Origin of the sequence: Actinophytocola sp. (genome assembly GCF_035762905.1) — a bacterium.
In the GTDB taxonomy this organism is placed as follows: Bacteria; Actinomycetota; Actinomycetes; order Mycobacteriales; family Pseudonocardiaceae; genus DASYTH01.
Genome location: NZ_DASUCC010000155.1, coordinates 26,213 through 42,306, shown reverse-complemented (window position 1 = coordinate 42,306; position 16,094 = coordinate 26,213). Strand labels below are relative to the sequence as shown.

The following is a 16,094-nucleotide window of genomic DNA, read 5'->3' as shown; positions in this document are numbered from 1 at the left end:
CATCGAACTGCGGATAGCGGGCCATCACGCTGCGGCCTTCCCGCTGCGCCCGGCCGGCTTGCCGGCGGCGTTGGCGCGGCGGGTGGCGGCGGCCTTCTTCGCGGCGGCCGACCGCTTGGCCTTCTGCTCGGCCTCGGCGCGCTCGGCGGTGGCGTCGTCGAGCAGAGCCTGCTCGGTGGCAGAGATGAAGAACGGCACCTCGGGCATACCCTCGTCGGGCATCCGCATCGGCATGATCAGCCCACGGAAGCAGTCGCCGATGGTGATGAACGCCGGGCGGGTCTTCGAGCTGTGCTCGACACGCATACTGTGACGGCCCGGCATGCCTTCGCTGATCTCCTTGGCCACGGCGGAGAACTTCGCCAGGAACGGCCCGTTGAACGCAACTTCTCCGACGGGCTCGGTCGGCTTCGGGGTGTCGAACAGCTTGCCGACCTTCGGGAACGAGTCGTCCCGTAGCTCGAGGGTGATGGTCATGCGGTTGCCGGCCAGGCGCAGCCCGTCGTCCACCACGGACAGTTCGATCAGGCTGAGCGGGTCGGCGAGTTTCAACATGGCCAGCGCCCGTTTCACCTCGTCGAGCGGCACCAGCTTGTCACCGGGCAGGGCGCCGGTGGCCTCAATGTGCATCTGTCCGAGCACGAATCGGTCGGTCGCGGTCGCGACGAGCTGCGGCACCTGCCGGTGCATGGCGGTGTGCAACATCACCGATTTGATCATCGGCAGGGTGTCGTCGGTGCCGGCGAACCGGGCGACGGTGGCGAGGAGGGTGCGCAGTCCGCCGGTGGTGACGGTGCATGTGGTGGTGGGGGTCTCGGTCATGCTGATTTCCTTTGCTGCTGGTATTCCTCGGGGTCGATGTGGGTCATGTGCCAGCCGCGGCAGTGGTGGCAGCGGTAGTGGTAGAGCGGGGGTGCATCCCGGCCGTGGTACCGGCGGAACCGCTGCCGGTGCTTGTCGATCCCCGCGATCACCGCTTTCCGGTTCCGGTAGCGGGTTTTCCCGGTCCGCTCACACCCGGCGCGGAGGATGCGGGCCGTCACGGGGCAGGCCCGTCCGGCAACGGCACGAACGACAACTTCGTGCTAGTGCTGGTCTTCGTTGGGGGTCGGGCGCCGACTCGGGCGTACTCGGCGCGGACCTGGGTGGTGTCGAGCCGCTCCGAATCGGTGATCGTCCACAGCAGACCGAGCTCGAACCCCACGTCGAGCACATCGGAGCCGCCAGCCTCGTTGGGGCGCAGCGCGTCGAGCGCGCCCTTCGCCTCCGCCTCCCGATCCTTCGCCGCCGCAATGTCCTGCCGGGCCTGCCACAGCTTCGCCGCCCACCCGGCGGCGTCCGGGTCCTCGACCAGCAGCACCGACCGCGGATCCCGGCCGGGTGTCGCACCGTCCCAGCACCGGTTGAAGAACGGGCAGTGCTGGCAGAACGGGCCGTCCGGCGCGTAGTCCCGGTTGAGCATGTCGACCGGCACCGATCGCACCGCACGGATCCATTCGAGTGCGGCCTTCACCTGCAGCGGGTCGGGCCGGCCGGTCCACCGGTGCAGGTCGCCGGTGTCGCGTGCGATGTAGTCGATCACGATCTCGCGCACCGGCCGGCCCTGGCCGATCAGCGCCGCCGCGTACCCGTTGGTCTGCCACAGGTGTGACCGCTCGGGGCCGTGCACCTTGATGTGGTCGAGCCACCTCGAGCTGGTGGTCTTCACGTCGACCAGGCGGGCGTGCTCGGCTTCGTACCGGTCGAGGTGGCCGGGGATGCCGGCAAACTCGACCGGGTACTCGACCAGGTCTTCGGGCGCCGCGGTCTCGACGAGCCGCTGCTGCACGGCGTCGTGGATGGCGGTGCCGAGCACGGCCTGCACCGACCCGCCGGGGTTGGTGGGTTCGGCGCCGGCCAGCCGGTAGCCGGCGCGGCGTCGGCATCCGCCGACCTCGGACCAGCCGAGTTCCCGCTGCCGGGACCGGGGGCGCTGCCGGTCCCATTCGAGCAGCAGGTCGGCGGTGGTGCGCTCGGCCGGCCGGTCGACGGCGGTCATGGCTCGACCGCTGTCCCGTCAGGCCAACGCATGTCTGCGGTCTCGGACTGCACCGTCCCGTCGGCGTCGATCCAGTACCGCTGAACGTCGCCCTGCTCCTCGCCTTTGCGGGTCAGGTAGCCGTCGAACCGGTGCTTGCCGGCGGGGATCTGCTCGAGCAGCACCCGCAGCTCGTTGGCGAGGTTGTAGTAGACCCCGCGGTCAATCGAGCGTGGGACGATCGCCGTGGCGGTTCGGGTGAGCACCTCGCCGTCGTCGTTGCTGGACTTGTTGACCGACTCGGACAGCCGGATCGAAAGGGTCCGGTCGCCGTCCTCCCGGAACATGCTGTCCCGGTAGTCGACCCACCGGACCGCGGGTCGGATGGTGATCTCGCCGGTGAGTGTGGATTCGTAGCCCATCAGTGCTCACCGCCGAGGTCGAGCGTGTCGGGCTGGGCCTCGCCGTACTCGGCCTGGTGCTCGGCTTCGATCGCCGCCATCTCGGCGGCCATCGCCGCGTCTTCGTCGACTTCCGGCTCGGCGGCCGGCACCGGGTCGGGCACGCCGTTCAGCCGGCCGTGTGTGCTGGCCGCGACGATGTCCGCGCCCCGGTCGGTGCGCTCGGCGGCGACCTGCGCCAGCGTGGGGCGGGCCGGCTCGGGCTCGGCCAACTCGTACTCGTCGGAGAAGCCCAGAGCGACCTCGGGGCAGGCGCGGCGGATCGCCGTCGATGCGGCCCGCGCGTACAGCATCGCCTTCGGGTTCTTGCGGTAGTTGTCGTTGGACAGCAGCCCCGCGGTCTTCGCGTCGTCCAGCGTGTACTCGACGACGCACGGTTCGGGGTCGTCGTGACGAACGACGCTGACCGTGCAGGACGTTGCGGTTTCGTCGGTCACCCGGACCTTGTGGCCCGCCTTTCGGGCCAGCGCCACCCACAGGTTCGCGCGGAGCGCCGGCCGACCCTTGACCACGTCGATGACCTGCATGGCCTGCATCGGCGCAAGCCCAAGCTCTTGGCCGTACAGCACGATGACGAGCACGTCGGCGGGTTTGCCCTGCAGTTCGCGGGGGATGATGCCGGACATGGCCAGGTTCTTCGCCAGCCGATACGCGGCGTCGAAGTTGTCCTGCCTGCCGTTCAGCGCGACCGGCACCCCGCGGGCCTGCTGCTCGGTGCGCTGGATCTCGGTTCCTGGGTTTGACACAGCGTTGTCCTTTCTGGACTGTCAGTGAGTGGTGGTTTGGCGGCGGACGAGGTCGGCGCGCACGTCACGGCCGAGATCGGTCAACACGGCCTGTTCAGCCACGGGACACCTCGACGACGATCGGGGTGTCGGTGGCGCGCTCGGCGACGGCCCGATCGGTGACCGTGTTGGCGCAGCGGGCGCAGCACTCGACCAGCTCAACCGGGCGGAACACGTCGGCGCGCGGCTGGCCGTACACCCGCACGGTCGCGACCGCGTCCGTGTCGTCGCACCAGCCGCACGGCCCGGCCGGCACGTGCGCCCCGTGGATGTCGAGCGCCGGGTCGAGCAGGAACGCCAGGGCTTCCGAGTCGGCCGCGATCTCCGCGTACGATGTGGTCATCGGATCCTCCTTGGTGGTGGGATTCGTATCCAGGAGCCCGCCGCAGACCGGCCAGTCACGCGGCGGGCTTCGTCTTGATCAGGTCGCGCACGTCGATGTCGTGGGCCGCGGCCAGTTCGAACAGCCCGGCGATGAACCGGGCGGAAGGTTCGGTGCGCGCGGCGAGGACCCGGCCGACGGTGGATTTGTCGACGCCGATGGCCTCGGCGAGAGCGGCGTTGGTGGTGATCCCGGCGCGTCCCCGCAGCGCGTCGAGGGTCTCGGGGTTGATGATGAGCGTGGCGTGCATGGGCGGGATTGCCATGCATGCATGCTATCTAGTGGCGTGCATGCATGCAATAGCGTTGCACTGGTGTAATTAAGCCGACCGGTCCAACTTGTGTGTTGCCGCTTTACCGGCTTGCATGCATGCACCTACCATGGGCGCATGCAACCGAACGAGGGGGCGTTCGGCGACTACCTGCGGGCCCAGATGGACCAGCACGGCTGGAGCCAAGCCGAGCTGGCGCGCCACACGGGGGTAGCGCCGAGCGTCGTAAGCCGCTGGCTTCGCGGCGAAACCGGGCCGTCCATAGACAACGTGCGCACCCTAGCCACCGCCACCCGCCGGCCGGTGCTCGAGGTCATGGTCGCCGCGGCGCTGCTCACTGCCGAGGAAGCCAAGCAACGGACCAGCGCGCCACCCGACCCCGGAGCACTGTCCAACAGGGAGTTGCTCGCCGAGGTGGAGCGCCGCATGGCCGGTGACGGAGCGCGACCGATCAGCGCCGAGGAGCAGGCCCAGCAACCGGACAGATATCGGCCAGTCAGCGTTCCGGATAGGGGCGAAAGTCCTCCATCGCGGCGCCGAAAGACCAGGTAAACGGGGATCTATCTGCGGCAATACGCAACCGTATGTGGGCAAAGCGCACGGGGGGTAGGCCGAAAGGCCCTAACGTGACCCTATTCACGGAACGTTGTTAACGCCTCAACAATCGCCGGGGATACGTCCGGTATGAGCGATCTCCTCGGGCTCCTCGCGAACCTCCACCAGGCCGTCACCCGCCACAACATCACCATCGCGGCGGGCAAGCTCGACGGGACGCCCGCAGTGATCGACACCGCCACCAACACCATCTATCTCGACACGCAGCTCGGGCTCACCGAGTTCCTCGCCGCGCTCGGCGCCGCCGTCGAAGCACTCGCGCCGCCGACCGGCGCGGCGATGCCGGCCGCCGACGGCACCCTCCCCGGCGCTGCGCACCCGCTCCGGCACTTACGGGCCGTCGACCCTCCCGGCGCATGATCGGTCTCGGAGCGCACAACTCGACGAGTTGCGCTCGTGAGTAAAGTTGGGAAACGCCAGGTAGCGCAGCGCTAACCACAGTAGCGCCTCCTAAGCGGTAGGTCGCAGGTTCGAATCCTGCCGGGGGCACCAGGCAAAACAGCCCCCGGCGAAGATCACCGGGGCTGTCGGGTCTCAGTTCGGGTCTCAGATCAGGGTCCAGCGAACCCCGCGACGCTGGGCGGCGGCTCTGACGCGGCTAGGAGGCCCGGTTGTGCTGACCCCACAACTCCCCGCCATGTCCCGCTGTCGCGCCATAATGCCTCGATCCCCAGCGACACTAGGAGGTCAACAAAGGCCGTACCGACCGGTTCGGAGAACAACGCGACTAGGGCAGGGTCCTCCCGCTTCAACTCGCGGTAGCAGAAGTGGCGGTAAGCGAAGAGTTGTCCGATAGCTTCGCGTACTGCTAGCTCGGCGTTGGCACCGACGGTCTTAGCTTCGACGAGCCAATGGGTGTCCGTGCTGTCAACGGTGAGATCGCACGGATGGACGTTGTTTGCTGGCGTGAGGCCCGCGGTCCTGGCCCTGGCTGCGAAGAGATTAAGTAGGTCGTCGTGTCGGCGTCCCTTGGTCTGCTCCTGGGCCGGTACCCGCGCTAAGTATTCAGCAGAACTCTTGGGGCGGAACGCCGGAGGACGAGGCTTGAACGAAGTCTTCGTCTTCTCAGAACCGGCCGTCGTCGCGATGAGACCCGGCGACGTCGCCAGTATGTCCCGTTTGATTGCAACACAGTCGTCATATAAGGCTAAGAAGCGGGATAAGTCGTCCCGTAACTCGGCCTCACCAGGGAGCGTTGATAAGTCGTACTCCATGGCAGCAACGTTTCCTTCCTCGTATCCACGTGGAAGGAACAGAGCCGACCCGAGCTCGATTGACGCGACAAGGCCCGCGAGCGTCCCCTCATCCAGTTTTCCGCGCATCAGCGTGCTTTCGCTCCGCAACTCAGCAAGGGCGGCCCGCTCAGCTTTGACACCTTTGAGACCTCCCTTCACGGCATTCTTTTGGTGCTGAGTCGCACCTTGATTCATGCTGAGATAAACCCGCGACAGATCGCCACGGTAGAGGTAGACGACGTAGAGCCCCTCCTGCGCCGTATTAGTCACGTCGGTATTCAAGATGGCGATCCACGGCACAACAGGCAGACTCCGACCGGCGCCACTCACGAGAACCTTCATCCCAGGTGGAACCAACGGCCGTAGCTGGTGAAACACCTCACGCAGATGCTTCTGAGCAGGTTGATCTCGACCCTGCCTGTGGTCGTAACCATGAGCACGCACACCCGAGATCGCCGCGCTGATGTCCATGCCCGGATGGTAGGCCGACGACGGGCGCTCAGTCGTCGTTCCAGAGGAAGCCGTCCAGCCGTTTCGCAATGCTGGCCCGGAGGACGGCCGTGACATGCTGGTAGCGCTTGGTCATGCCGCTGTTGGACCAGCCCATGAATTCCATGACGGCCCGTTCGGGCACTTCCAGCAGCAGGAGGACCGTTGCGGCGGTGTGCCGGGCGTCGTGCAGCCGGGCGTCCCGGACCCCGGCTGCCGTGAGCAGGGTCTTCCATTCGGCCATGTCGCGGCGCGGGTCGATCGGCCTGCCGGTGGGCTGGGCGAACATCCATCCGTCGCCCACCCACAAGTCCGCGGCGCGTTCCCGCTCGCGTTCCTGGGAGGCCTTGTGCTCCATGAGCAGCGTGTAGAGCTGGTCGGGTAGGACGATGCCGCGCCGCCCAGCCCGGGACTTGACCTCCACTTCCACCAGTCCCCCGCCCCGCCGGCCCGGGCACCGCCGGGCGTGGCCGGTGCAGTCGGCCGGGCACGGTGGCGGGCATGGGCGGGTGTGCCGGCTGCAGCCCTGCGGGCACGGCGCCACCTTGTGGTGCTTCGCGCCGCACACGTGCGGATCGTCGCAGCCGTGTTCCCAGGTGTGACGCTGCAACTGGCTGGCGATCGTGAGCATCTTCGTCTTCTCGTTGAGCCGCGCCCATTTCAGGCCGATGGTTTCGCCCTGCCGAGTGCCCAACGCCAGCGCGAGCACGAACCGGGTGCCGTTGCGCCGTCCGAGCGCGGTCTTGATGAGCCGTCGAATCTCATCCACATCGAACCGTTCGACTTCCGTCTCGCTGAGCCGGGGAGCTTTCACCAGGGGCGAGCGGATTCCGCGCGATGACCTCACGCCGGACGGCTTCGCGGAACGCGGTGCGCGCGGTGCGGTGCACCTGGTGTGCAGTCCCCGGCGCACCACCGGCTCGCAGAATCGACGCGTACAGCCGCTCGAAGTGCTCCGGCTTGAGCCGGTGGTCCATCCGATGCTTGCCCAGCCCGGGAATCAGGTGACGGTGCACCGCCGTTCGGTAGGCGCAGTACGCCTTGTACTTCAGGGTGGGCCGGGCGATGTTCTCCAGCCAGTGCACCAACCATGCCTCCACTGGCATGGCGCGGCCCGCTTTGCGCACGGTGCCGGTGTCGCGTTCCTGTTCGAGTTTCCGCACGGCCTCCCGTACCGCGTTGTACGCCTTCTTGTCGCCTTCCCCGGCGGCCTTCCGTTTGATGTGGCGCCGATCCGGCGCGCCGTTGTTCTTTACCCCGACGGTGACCCGGCCATGCCAACACCCATCATATTCGCTGTAGTAGATCGTGGACGCGCCATTGGGCTTGCGGGTGCCCGTCCCGGTGTCGCCGTTCATCACGCAGTTCCCTTCGCGGTGAGCCGGCCGGCGTAGGCGCGGACGGCGTCCACATGGACCCGTCGGAGCTTGCCGATCCGCACCGATTCGAGTTCCCCGGTCCGCACCAGCCGCCAGGCAAGGGTGCGGCCGATGCGCAGCCGTTCGGCGGCTTCCTCCACCTTCAGGAGAACCCGCTCCGGCATGAGCCGTGGCGGCGGTGCGGGTTCCGGTGGGATCGCGGCCTGGTCGACAAGCACCTTGGCCAGTTGAGCGAGCACGGCGGCCAGCTCCGGCGTGGCGGCGGTCATCTCGGCTACCTCTCGCCTCAGGTCGGAGTGACAGGGTCGGGTGGCTGCCACTGGGGGTGTCACAGCGGTTCTCCCTGTTCAGAGGGGGTTGAGTGACTGAGTGACAGGTGTGACAGGGGCGGCATGTCCCCTGGTCATGGCCTCGGGTTCGGGTGGGTAGTAGGCGCCGCCGGGCGCTACCCGGACCTGGCCTTTGTCGGCCATCCGGGACAGGGTTTTGCGCACGGTGGCGGCCGGCAGGTCGACTGCTTTGGCCAGGTCCGCCGGGGTGCTGCCGGGGTAGTCCCGGATCAGGCGGATCAGGAGTGCGCGGGTGTCGGCCATCTCGTAGTCGCTGGCCGGGCCGTCCAGCCCAGCCCGGCCCGGATGCTGCGGTGCCTAGGTAGAGCACGTAGGTGGCCGGCACCTCGAACAGGTCTGCGGCCACAAATAGACGGTCCATCTGCTCGCCGCCGTTGGCGCGGAAGTCGAGTTGCCACCTGCGGCCGTGGCGGTGCAGCCGTTTGGCCTGCACGAGCATCCCGAAGCACTCGCCGCCGGTGTCAACCCACCACCACAGCCAGTCCGCGCCCACCACGTTCTCCTCGTGGCGGGTGAAGTCGGCGTAGAGGACGTATGGTCGCGCGGCCTGCCACACCAGCTCCGATATCGTCTCTTCACGCCACGAGCCGCCATCGCGCTCGCACCCGGCCATATGCTCCTCGGCGCGACCGCGCGCCCGCGCGAATGCCGCCAGCAGGTCGGGGTCGGGCATCGAGATCTTCGGCCCATTGTGCCAGCGAGGCGCGCAGTCAAACGACGCTGAGCCGGCATGACACCCAGCATCGCGGCAGAAGATTTGGGCAGAACCGCACCTTTGGACTGACCAGCGACCACACGCGACGATGAAAGTTGTGGTGCGTTGAGCGGCGGTTACGGCGTGTTCCTCGGGTTGGACGTGGGTAAGGGCGCCCATCACGCCGTGGGCCTGGATACCTCGGGCAAGCGGCTGCATGACGCGCCTTTGCCGAACACCGAGCCAAAGCCGCGAGCGGTGTTCGACAAGCTCGCCCAGCACGGCCCGCTGCTGGTCGTCGTCGACCAGCCCGCCACGATCGGTGCGCTGCCGGTAGCCGTGGCCCGGGCATGCGGCCACCAGGTGGCCTACTACCGGGGCTGGCGATACGCCGCATCGCCGACCTCTACCCCGGCCGCGCCAAGACCGACGCCCGCGACGCGTTCATCATCGCCGACGCCGCCCGCACCCTGCCGCACACGCTGCGCCAGGTCGATGTCGGCGACGACGCGCTGGCCGAACTGGACGTGCTGGTCGGCTTCGATGACGACCTGGCCGGCGAGGCCACCCGGATCAGCAACCGCGTCCGCGGCCTGCTCACCCGGCATCCACACCGCCCTCGAACGCGTCATCGGCCCCAAGATCAACCACCCCGCCGTGCTGGCGATCCTGTCCCAGTGCGGCGGCCCCGCCGGCATCCGGCAGGTCGGACGCGACACGCTCACCACGATCGCCACCCAACACGCCCCGCGCATCGGCACCAAGCTGGTCGAAGCCATCCTGGTCGCACTCGGCGAGCAGACCGTCGTCGTGCCCGGCACCGCCGCCGCCGCCGACACCGTCCTGCCCAGACTGGCCGACAGCCTCACGACCGTGCTCCAGCAACGCAAAACCGTCGCCGGCGAGGTCGAAGGGATACTCGATGCGCACCCTCCTGCCGGGGTCCTGACCTCCATGCCCGGCATCGGGGTCAGGACCGCCGCCCGCATCCTGCTCGAGATCGGCGACGCCTCCGCCTTCAAGTCCTCCGCCCATCTGGCCGCCTACGCCGGCATCGCCCCCACCACCCACAGCTCCGGCAGCAGCATCAAGGGCGAGCACCCCGCCCGAACCGGCAACCGCAAGCTCAAGCTCAAGCGAGCGTTCTTTCTCGCCGCGTTCGCCGCCCTGTCCGATCCGGTCAGCCGCGCCTACTACAACCGCAAGCGAGCCGAAGGCAAGAAACACAACGCCGCCCTCATCTGCCTCGCCCGACGCCGCTGCGACGTCCTGTTCGCCATGCTCCGCAACAAGACCTTCTACCACCCACCCGCAGCACAACCGGCTTGACAAGATCCATAGGGACACCCCCCGCAGGCCGAACCGCATCGGGGTAACATGCTGCGCCATCGAATCCGTCCACCGCCGCGAACTGACCGTGGTGGGCCTCGACGCGGTCTTCCTCGTCGCTGTGTCGCACGACGACACCGCCTGACGCCCGGCAGATGGAGACGCGACGGCGGGACACACCTCCCTGAAACAGATCGTTCCGTCTACGCAGGCGGACACCTCGAGCGATTCCGTAGCCCGACACAGAAATCGCGTGATCATGTCACCTCGGCGGCGCTGGGATTGGCGCCGCCGCGGTTGACGCACACGTAGCTGGCCGGCAGCGCGAATGTCAGCAGCACGAGCAGCGGCGTGCAGAGCAGTACAAGCGCTCGTTTGATGAGCACCTCGTCCCGCCGTTTGGGTACGGTGCGGGCATATGACGGCGAGACGCCGATGGGGAATCTGAATATGTTCCGGGAGCCGAAAAACCGCTCTTCGCGGCAGCCCGGCCCGCCGGATGGCGCTCGTGCAGTCGTTGCCAAATCACTATTTGACGCGTCATCAATCCCGCCCGGTACCGGCGGCGCATTTTGATGCTTACTGCGGGTCAGAGTGGCACCCCAACGGGTTGTCCACATGTCTACGATGGGCTGACATGCGGGGCATTTCTGGCCGGGTTGCTGAAAGCTCGAAGGTTGGCAAGCAAACCCGTATTGAAGGAGGAGCCCGGTCATGGCGTTCAGCCGAGGAGTACTCGCTGTCCCACTCGCTCTTGTCGCCGTCGCAGTAGCTGGTCCGTTGACCGCTACCGCGGATCCGCCGGCACCCCCGCCGCCACCGGCGGCGAACCAGCCCAGCGGCAGCGGGTATGTCGCTTCCGTGAACGCGACGATTCAGGGAAGACCGATCAACGTTGCACGCTTGGGGAACTGCGACACCGACGCAGCGCCGGTCGGCTTCACCCGAGGTGTGCAGACATTCCTCGTCAACATCGGCTGGGGTACGAGCGTGTGCCGCACGGACGAGCGGGGCAATGTCGACGTCGAGGTGACCGGCGCGGTGTATTTCATCAACGTGCTGCGCCCCTTCGGGGGGCCGCCGCTGCGGATCGGGCGCTACACGGTGACCTGCTCCGCCAGCCCGTCGGGCACGGCGTCGACCATGCGGGTGAGCAACATTCTCGGCGCATGGCTGCCCAACCCGGTCCCGCCCAACTACACCATGGTCATTCCGGGCCGGCTGCCGACCGACGCGCCGCTCGCCCGGATCGTGCTCAACGAACAGGTCCGCGCCCCGGCGCCGGACCGTAGCCTGACGGTGAACGCCGTGCATGTCCAGCTGTCCCCGAGCGCGCTGCCCAACTCCGGCGGCGACTTCGTGGCCGGATCGGTGCACTGTTCACCCGGCTCGCGGTGAGGGTGTCCCGGGCGTAGCGATGCTGGACAGCGGACCGTCGGCGGTGACTTCGCTGTCCAGCATCCCCTGCTCGACGATCGTCTCGGCGTTCTCGGCGGTCTGGTCTCATCGCTTCGCCGCCTGAGTTACCTAGGTGAACGTTGCGCGAACGTTCAATGGACAATGCGTAGTCTGTGTCCCATTCGCGCGGGATGATTACAAGGATTCCGTGCGCCCGTTGCTCCGATTGTGTGCGCGATGAGACCATACGATACCGCCCATTCATGTGGCCGGCTCCGCACCCGATCGGGTGTAATTTTTTGGCGATGACCACCGCTTTCCCGGGAACGGCGGAAATATGCCGGGTGTAACCGTTCACATCGGTCTAAACTCATCGCCGGCCGCCACGCGTCGCCGCCGATGCGACGGGATGCACGGCAATGTCGTGCGTGGTTTCTCGGCCTTGGTGTCGTGTGGCGGTTGAACACCTGTCAGCGAACGATCTCGCAGCTCTATCCGATTTGGTTCACAGGAGAGATGAGTCATGCACATGAGGAGAGCGACGGCTTTGGTCGCCACGATCACCACGGTCGCGGCCATGGCACTGGTTGCGGCCCCGGCCACCGCCGCGCCGGCCGCACAAGGCACGTTGACGGCGACCTACACCAGCACCGATGACTGGGGCAGTGGGTTCAACGGCCTGTTCACGCTGCACAACGGAACGGACACGGACATCAACGGTTGGACCGTGGAGATCGACATGCCGGAAGGCTGGGAGATCACCTCGGCGTGGGACGCGGTGATGACTCGCAACGGCCAGCACTACACGTTCACCAACCCGAGTTGGGACCCGCTGCTGGCGGCCGGCGCGACCAAGACCTTCGGCATCGCGGGCACCCCCGGCGGATACCCGGTCCCGCAGAACTGCACGATCAACGGCGCGGACTGCGCCGGCGCGCCGCCAGGGCCAACGGTGCCCGGAAAACCGGGAACCCCCACGGTCACCGGCACCACGAACACCTCGATCTCGCTGGCCTGGACGGCCTCGAGCGGGGACGTCATCGAATACCAGGTCATTTCGAATGGTGTCGTCGTGGCCACGTCCACCACCACCTCGGCCACCGTCACCGGCCTGACCGCGTGCACGACAAACAGCTATGTCGTGAAGGCGCGCAACGCTCAGGGTGACTCGGTACCCAGCGAGGCCGTGAGCGCCACCACCAGCGGATGCCCGCCGAGCGTGCCCGGAACGCCGGGAACCCCGACGGTCACCGGCACCACGAACACCTCGATCTCGCTGGGCTGGACCGCCGCAAGCGGAGAAGTCATCGAATACCGGGTCTATTCGGACGGCACCCTCGTGCAAACCAGCACGACCACGTCGGCCACCATCAGCGGCCTGACCGCATGCACGCAGCACAGCTACACCGTGACCGCGTTCAACAACGCCGGTGAGTCGCCGCACAGCGGTGCGGTGAGCGCCACCACGAGCGGATGCCCGACCCAGCCCCCGTCCGGGGCGGCCGCCGCGCCCTACCTGTACAGCTGGGGCAACGTCCCGGACGCCAGCGACGTGATGACCGCGACCGGCATCAAGTGGTTCACCCTGGGCTTCATCCTCTCCAACAGCACCATCCCCACGTGCGAGCCCACCTGGGACGGCTGGCGCCCACTGCTCGACCCCATCGACGTGGCACGGATCAATGACATCCGGGCCGCCGGCGGGGACGCCATCGTCTCGGTCGGCGGTTACGACGGCAAGAAACCAGGCGAGATCTGCCCGACCGGGACGGCTCTCGCCGCGTTCTACCAGGAGGTGATCGACGCCTACGATTTCAAGGCCATCGATATCGACATCGAGCACACCGAGTACCACAACTACACCGCACAGGACCGCATCCTGGAGGCGCTGCGAATCATCAAACAGGACAACCCGGGGATCCAGACCATCGTCACGCTTCCCACGTTGGCGAGCGGTCCCGACGCCTACGGCACCCGGATGATCACGCAGGCGAAGGCGTTGGGAGCGGATGTCGACGTGTGGTCGCAGATGACCTTCAACTTCAACAGCTTGAACATCGTCAGTGACACGATCAGTTCGACGGAAGGGCTCAAGAACCTGCTGAAGACCACGTTCGGCTTGTCCGACGCGGAGGCCTACACGCACATCGGCATCTCCGGCATGAACGGCTTGTCCAACGAACTTGAGGAGACCCTGCTCCACCACTGGACCGAGCTCCGCGACTGGGCCAAGCCGCGCGGGCTGGGCCGCTTCACCTTCTGGTCCGTCAACCGCGACCGGCCCTGCCCGGGCGGCGGCGTGTCGCCCGCGTGCAGCGGCATCGCCCAGAACGACTGGGACTTCACCAGAGTGACAGCCGGTTACTGAACAGAAAGGTCGTCGTGGGGTGGCCGTTCCCGGCCACCCCACAACCAACCCAGCATCATCCACGCCAACACTCCCGCCCGAACCGCACACCGCGCCAGGCCACCCCGCGAGGTGCCCCGCTTTCGGTGCCATGACCGAACGCCCCACCCCAGGCAACATCCCCGACATGGAACCAACGCCGCTCCGACCACAGCCGTGCGGCCTGCTGAATGCGACCGGCCCACCGCCTCGATCTCCGCATGGCCCCGCGCACAGGCATCCCCACCCGCGCAACGTCCAGCCACCACACCACAGACGACCGAATCGCATCATCGACCAGCGGCACGAAAGTCCTTTTTGGACGACGACGCGTGGCCAACACCGTGGTCGGCCACGATGTGCGCGTCCGACACAGGCCGTCACGTACTCCCGCCGGGTTCGGGTACACAGGGTTTCATGAAACGGGTTGAGGTCTGGCGAGACGCTCACGGCGATCCGGTGCGGTTGTTCGGCCCCTGCCCGGCGTCCGCCTGGCCGGCCTCGGTGAGCACCGTCTTGGCCCGTTTGCCGTTGCGGGAGTCGCCGCCGTCCCGGCCGGCCGGGTCGTGCTCGCAGCGATGTGTGGCTGCACTTCGACGACAGCCAACGCGTCCATGTCCAGCTGGCGCTCGGTGCGGGTGGGGTTGGGGGTGTCCCGCTTACAGTCCAGCTCTGCCGGCGCAACGGCTTCGGGCTGGGATCGACCGCCTGCTGGAGCGTGGCCAGGCTGGTCGATGTGGGCAGGCCGAACCCGCGCAGGGAACCGCCGCGCGGCGGGTATGGTTGGGGTGCCGCGCGGCGGGGTGGGTGTCGGGTTGGTTAGCAGCCGCTGGTGGAGTCGCCGCCGTCCACGGTGCAGGTGTCGAAGCCGATGCCGCCGTTGGCGGTGTCGCCGCCCACGCCGTCCTGGGTGTCGATGTCGTCGTTGCCGAGGCTGCCGGACAGGGTGTCGGTGCCGTCGTGATCGTAGAGGGTGTCGCCGCCGTTTTGGCCGTCGAGGTTGTCGTTGCCCGCTCCGCCGTCGATGGTGTCGGCGCCGTTGCCGAACAGGCCGAGCAGGGCCTCGATCAGGGTTTCGCCGCGGTTGGTGTCGTTGCCGGCGTCGCCGTAGAGGGTGTCGTTGCCGTCGCCGCCGCCGATCTGGTCGTTGCCGTTGCCGGCGTGGATGACGTCGTCGCCGGCGTCGCCGTCGATGGTGTCGGCGCCGTCGCCGGCCCACACGGTGTCGTTGCCCGATTCGGCGTCGATGGTGTCGTCGCCGGCCAGGCCGCAGATGACGTCGGCGCCGCTGGTGCCGTCCAGGGAGGTGTCGTTGCCGTTGGTGCCGGTGATGGTGCAGCCGTGCGCGTTGTTGACGGTGGTGTTCTCGGCGTCGGTGTCGTTGCCGCTACTCGGGTCGGTCTGGTCGGCATCGACGCTGGCACTGGCGCTCACCGTGCCGGTGGCCGTGGGCGAGAGCGTCACGGTGACCGTCGCGGCGGCGCTGCTGGCCAGCGTGCCCAGGCTGCACGACACGGTCGGGGCGGAGATGCTGCACGAGCCCTGCGAGGCGCTGGCCGACAGAATGCCGGTGGCGGCCCCGGACAGGGTCAGCGACGCGGCGGTGGTGGTGGCGGTGACCGGGCCGTTGTTGGTCACGGTCACCGTGTCGGTGAAGGTATCGCCCAACGCCACCGGATCCGCCGAGTCCGCCACCGACACAGCCAGGTCCGCGCCGTCCACATAGGTGTAGTTATCGGCCGAGTTGTCGTCATCGCAATTGCCGAAGGCGTCCCGCAGGTCGATCTCGACGGTGCCGGCCGCGTGCGCGGGCGCGGTCGCGGTGATGCTGGTGTCGCTGTTGACGGTGAACGACGACGCTGCGGTGGTTCCGAACCTCACCACACTGACCTCCTCACAGAGGAATCCGTCGCCGAGGAAGCCGGTGCCGGTGATGGTGACCACCGTGCCGCCGCTGGTGGGGCCGGAGCTCGGACTCAGACTGGTCACCACGAACAGGCCGGCGGCGTGGGCCGTACCCGTCAGGGCCACCAGAGCGGCGCTGCACAGCACGGTCGCCGCGAGCGCCGCGACCAGCCGGCGCGGCAGACGCCTGCCGCCACCAGCGCGGGTTGTGATTGTGGACATTGCTGTTTCTCCTTACGGGTCAGAGTGTCATCCGCGCGCACCGACGCGCTGCAGCGCGCCGCCCCCTGCGGCGTCTTTGCCTAACGCCGACCACATCTGCTGGCTCATGGCGTTGCGGTTGGCCGGTCGGTCGATGGTCCGGGTGGCCGGTGTCCTATCCATTCCAGCGCCGGTAC

At 67.7% G+C, this 16,094-nt stretch carries 15 protein-coding genes and 2 pseudogenes; 5 read left to right on the top strand and 12 right to left on the bottom strand.

The genetic code is table 11. The features are described from left to right. Positions 1-24 precede the first annotated feature (24 nt). From VFV67_RS33950 to VFV67_RS33925, 6 genes are all read right to left on the bottom strand, one after another. Positions 25-822, bottom strand: coding sequence for a hypothetical protein (locus VFV67_RS33950; protein ID WP_326474815.1), 798 nt, complete (start codon positions 820-822; stop codon positions 25-27). Between the two features lie 217 nt (positions 823-1,039). Then, a complete protein-coding gene (locus VFV67_RS33945) occupies positions 1,040-2,038 on the bottom strand; it encodes a CRISPR-associated protein Cas4 (RefSeq protein WP_326474814.1) in 999 nt (332 codons plus the stop codon). Beyond that, a complete protein-coding gene (locus tag VFV67_RS33940; protein WP_326474813.1) occupies positions 2,035-2,439 on the bottom strand; it encodes a DUF6205 family protein in 405 nt (134 codons plus the stop codon). The genes VFV67_RS33945 and VFV67_RS33940 overlap by 4 nt, the downstream gene beginning before the upstream one ends. Continuing rightward, on the bottom strand, positions 2,439-3,224 hold the full coding sequence (locus VFV67_RS33935) for a hypothetical protein (RefSeq protein ID WP_326474812.1): 786 nt from the start codon (positions 3,222-3,224) through the stop codon (positions 2,439-2,441). Before VFV67_RS33935 ends, VFV67_RS33940 begins: the two co-directional genes overlap by 1 nt. 94 nt (positions 3,225-3,318) lie before the next feature. Continuing rightward, complete coding sequence (locus VFV67_RS33930; protein ID WP_326474811.1) at positions 3,319-3,606, bottom strand: hypothetical protein; 288 nt, start codon at positions 3,604-3,606, stop codon at positions 3,319-3,321. 55 nt (positions 3,607-3,661) lie between these two features. Next, positions 3,662-3,910 (bottom strand): helix-turn-helix transcriptional regulator, encoded by a 249-nt coding sequence (locus tag VFV67_RS33925; RefSeq protein ID WP_326474810.1) that lies wholly within the window; start codon positions 3,908-3,910, stop codon positions 3,662-3,664. A gap of 123 nt (positions 3,911-4,033) precedes the next feature. On the opposite strand from VFV67_RS33925, the gene VFV67_RS33920 reads away from it, so the two are divergent. After that, a complete protein-coding gene (locus VFV67_RS33920; RefSeq protein WP_326474809.1) occupies positions 4,034-4,468 on the top strand; it encodes a helix-turn-helix transcriptional regulator in 435 nt (144 codons plus the stop codon). Positions 4,469-4,600: 132 nt separating this feature from the next. Next, positions 4,601-4,891, top strand: a complete 291-nt coding sequence (locus tag VFV67_RS33915) for a hypothetical protein (protein ID WP_326474808.1) — start codon at positions 4,601-4,603, stop codon at positions 4,889-4,891. Between the two features lie 191 nt (positions 4,892-5,082). On the opposite strand, the gene VFV67_RS33910 is transcribed toward VFV67_RS33915, so the two are convergent. The 4 genes and pseudogenes from VFV67_RS33910 to VFV67_RS33895 all read right to left on the bottom strand — a co-directional run bounded on the left by VFV67_RS33910 (position 5,083) and on the right by VFV67_RS33895 (position 8,227). Further along, positions 5,083-6,237, bottom strand: coding sequence for an MrcB family domain-containing protein (locus VFV67_RS33910; RefSeq protein ID WP_326474807.1), 1,155 nt, complete (start codon positions 6,235-6,237; stop codon positions 5,083-5,085). Between the two features lie 28 nt (positions 6,238-6,265). Then, a pseudogene (locus VFV67_RS33905) lies at positions 6,266-7,613 on the bottom strand (site-specific integrase). Further along, on the bottom strand, positions 7,613-7,903 hold the full coding sequence (locus VFV67_RS33900; protein ID WP_326474806.1) for a helix-turn-helix domain-containing protein: 291 nt from the start codon (positions 7,901-7,903) through the stop codon (positions 7,613-7,615). The pseudogene VFV67_RS33905 and the gene VFV67_RS33900 overlap by 1 nt, the downstream one beginning before the upstream one ends. Before the next feature lie 78 nt (positions 7,904-7,981). Then, a complete protein-coding gene (locus VFV67_RS33895) occupies positions 7,982-8,227 on the bottom strand; it encodes a winged helix-turn-helix domain-containing protein (protein WP_326474805.1) in 246 nt (81 codons plus the stop codon). Positions 8,228-8,804: 577 nt separating this feature from the next. On the opposite strand from VFV67_RS33895, the pseudogene VFV67_RS33890 reads away from it, so the two are divergent. Then, a pseudogene (locus VFV67_RS33890) lies at positions 8,805-10,007 on the top strand (IS110 family transposase). 257 nt (positions 10,008-10,264) lie between these two features. Here VFV67_RS33890 and VFV67_RS33885 read toward each other — a convergent pair. Continuing rightward, positions 10,265-10,393: a hypothetical protein gene (locus tag VFV67_RS33885; RefSeq protein ID WP_326474804.1), complete on the bottom strand. Its 129-nt coding sequence runs from the start codon at positions 10,391-10,393 to the stop codon at positions 10,265-10,267. A gap of 328 nt (positions 10,394-10,721) precedes the next feature. Here VFV67_RS33885 and VFV67_RS33880 point away from each other — a divergent pair, with 328 nt between their 5' ends. Next, positions 10,722-11,405 (top strand): choice-of-anchor P family protein, encoded by a 684-nt coding sequence (locus tag VFV67_RS33880; RefSeq protein WP_326474803.1) that lies wholly within the window; start codon positions 10,722-10,724, stop codon positions 11,403-11,405. A gap of 529 nt (positions 11,406-11,934) precedes the next feature. Then, entirely contained in the window at positions 11,935-13,773 is a 1,839-nt protein-coding gene (locus tag VFV67_RS33875) for a cellulose binding domain-containing protein (protein WP_326474802.1), read from the top strand. An 837-nt stretch (positions 13,774-14,610) separates the two neighbouring features. Here VFV67_RS33875 and VFV67_RS33870 read toward each other — a convergent pair. Next, positions 14,611-15,918 carry an IPT/TIG domain-containing protein gene (locus VFV67_RS33870; RefSeq protein ID WP_326474801.1) on the bottom strand — a complete coding sequence of 436 codons (1,308 nt, stop codon included), beginning with the start codon at positions 15,916-15,918 and terminating at the stop codon, positions 14,611-14,613. Positions 15,919-16,094 lie beyond the last annotated feature (176 nt).

What these genes read in the sequence shown, in the direction of transcription:
- VFV67_RS33950 (WP_326474815.1), bottom strand. Translation starts at nt 822, where the DNA reads ATGACCGAGACCCCCACCACCACATGCACCGTCACCACCGGCGGACTG.
- VFV67_RS33945 (WP_326474814.1), bottom strand. Translation starts at nt 2,038, where the DNA reads ATGACCGCCGTCGACCGGCCGGCCGAGCGCACCACCGCCGACCTGCTG.
- VFV67_RS33940 (WP_326474813.1), bottom strand. Translation starts at nt 2,439, where the DNA reads ATGGGCTACGAATCCACACTCACCGGCGAGATCACCATCCGACCCGCG.
- VFV67_RS33930 (WP_326474811.1), bottom strand. Translation starts at nt 3,606, where the DNA reads ATGACCACATCGTACGCGGAGATCGCGGCCGACTCGGAAGCCCTGGCG.
- VFV67_RS33925 (WP_326474810.1), bottom strand. Translation starts at nt 3,910, where the DNA reads ATGGCAATCCCGCCCATGCACGCCACGCTCATCATCAACCCCGAGACC.
- VFV67_RS33920 (WP_326474809.1), top strand. Translation starts at nt 4,034, where the DNA reads ATGCAACCGAACGAGGGGGCGTTCGGCGACTACCTGCGGGCCCAGATG.
- VFV67_RS33915 (WP_326474808.1), top strand. Translation starts at nt 4,601, where the DNA reads ATGAGCGATCTCCTCGGGCTCCTCGCGAACCTCCACCAGGCCGTCACC.
- VFV67_RS33910 (WP_326474807.1), bottom strand. Translation starts at nt 6,237, where the DNA reads ATGGACATCAGCGCGGCGATCTCGGGTGTGCGTGCTCATGGTTACGAC.
- VFV67_RS33900 (WP_326474806.1), bottom strand. Translation starts at nt 7,903, where the DNA reads ATGACCGCCGCCACGCCGGAGCTGGCCGCCGTGCTCGCTCAACTGGCC.
- VFV67_RS33895 (WP_326474805.1), bottom strand. Translation starts at nt 8,227, where the DNA reads ATGGCCGACACCCGCGCACTCCTGATCCGCCTGATCCGGGACTACCCC.
- VFV67_RS33880 (WP_326474803.1), top strand. Translation starts at nt 10,722, where the DNA reads ATGGCGTTCAGCCGAGGAGTACTCGCTGTCCCACTCGCTCTTGTCGCC.
- VFV67_RS33875 (WP_326474802.1), top strand. Translation starts at nt 11,935, where the DNA reads ATGAGGAGAGCGACGGCTTTGGTCGCCACGATCACCACGGTCGCGGCC.
- VFV67_RS33870 (WP_326474801.1), bottom strand. Translation starts at nt 15,918, where the DNA reads ATGTCCACAATCACAACCCGCGCTGGTGGCGGCAGGCGTCTGCCGCGC.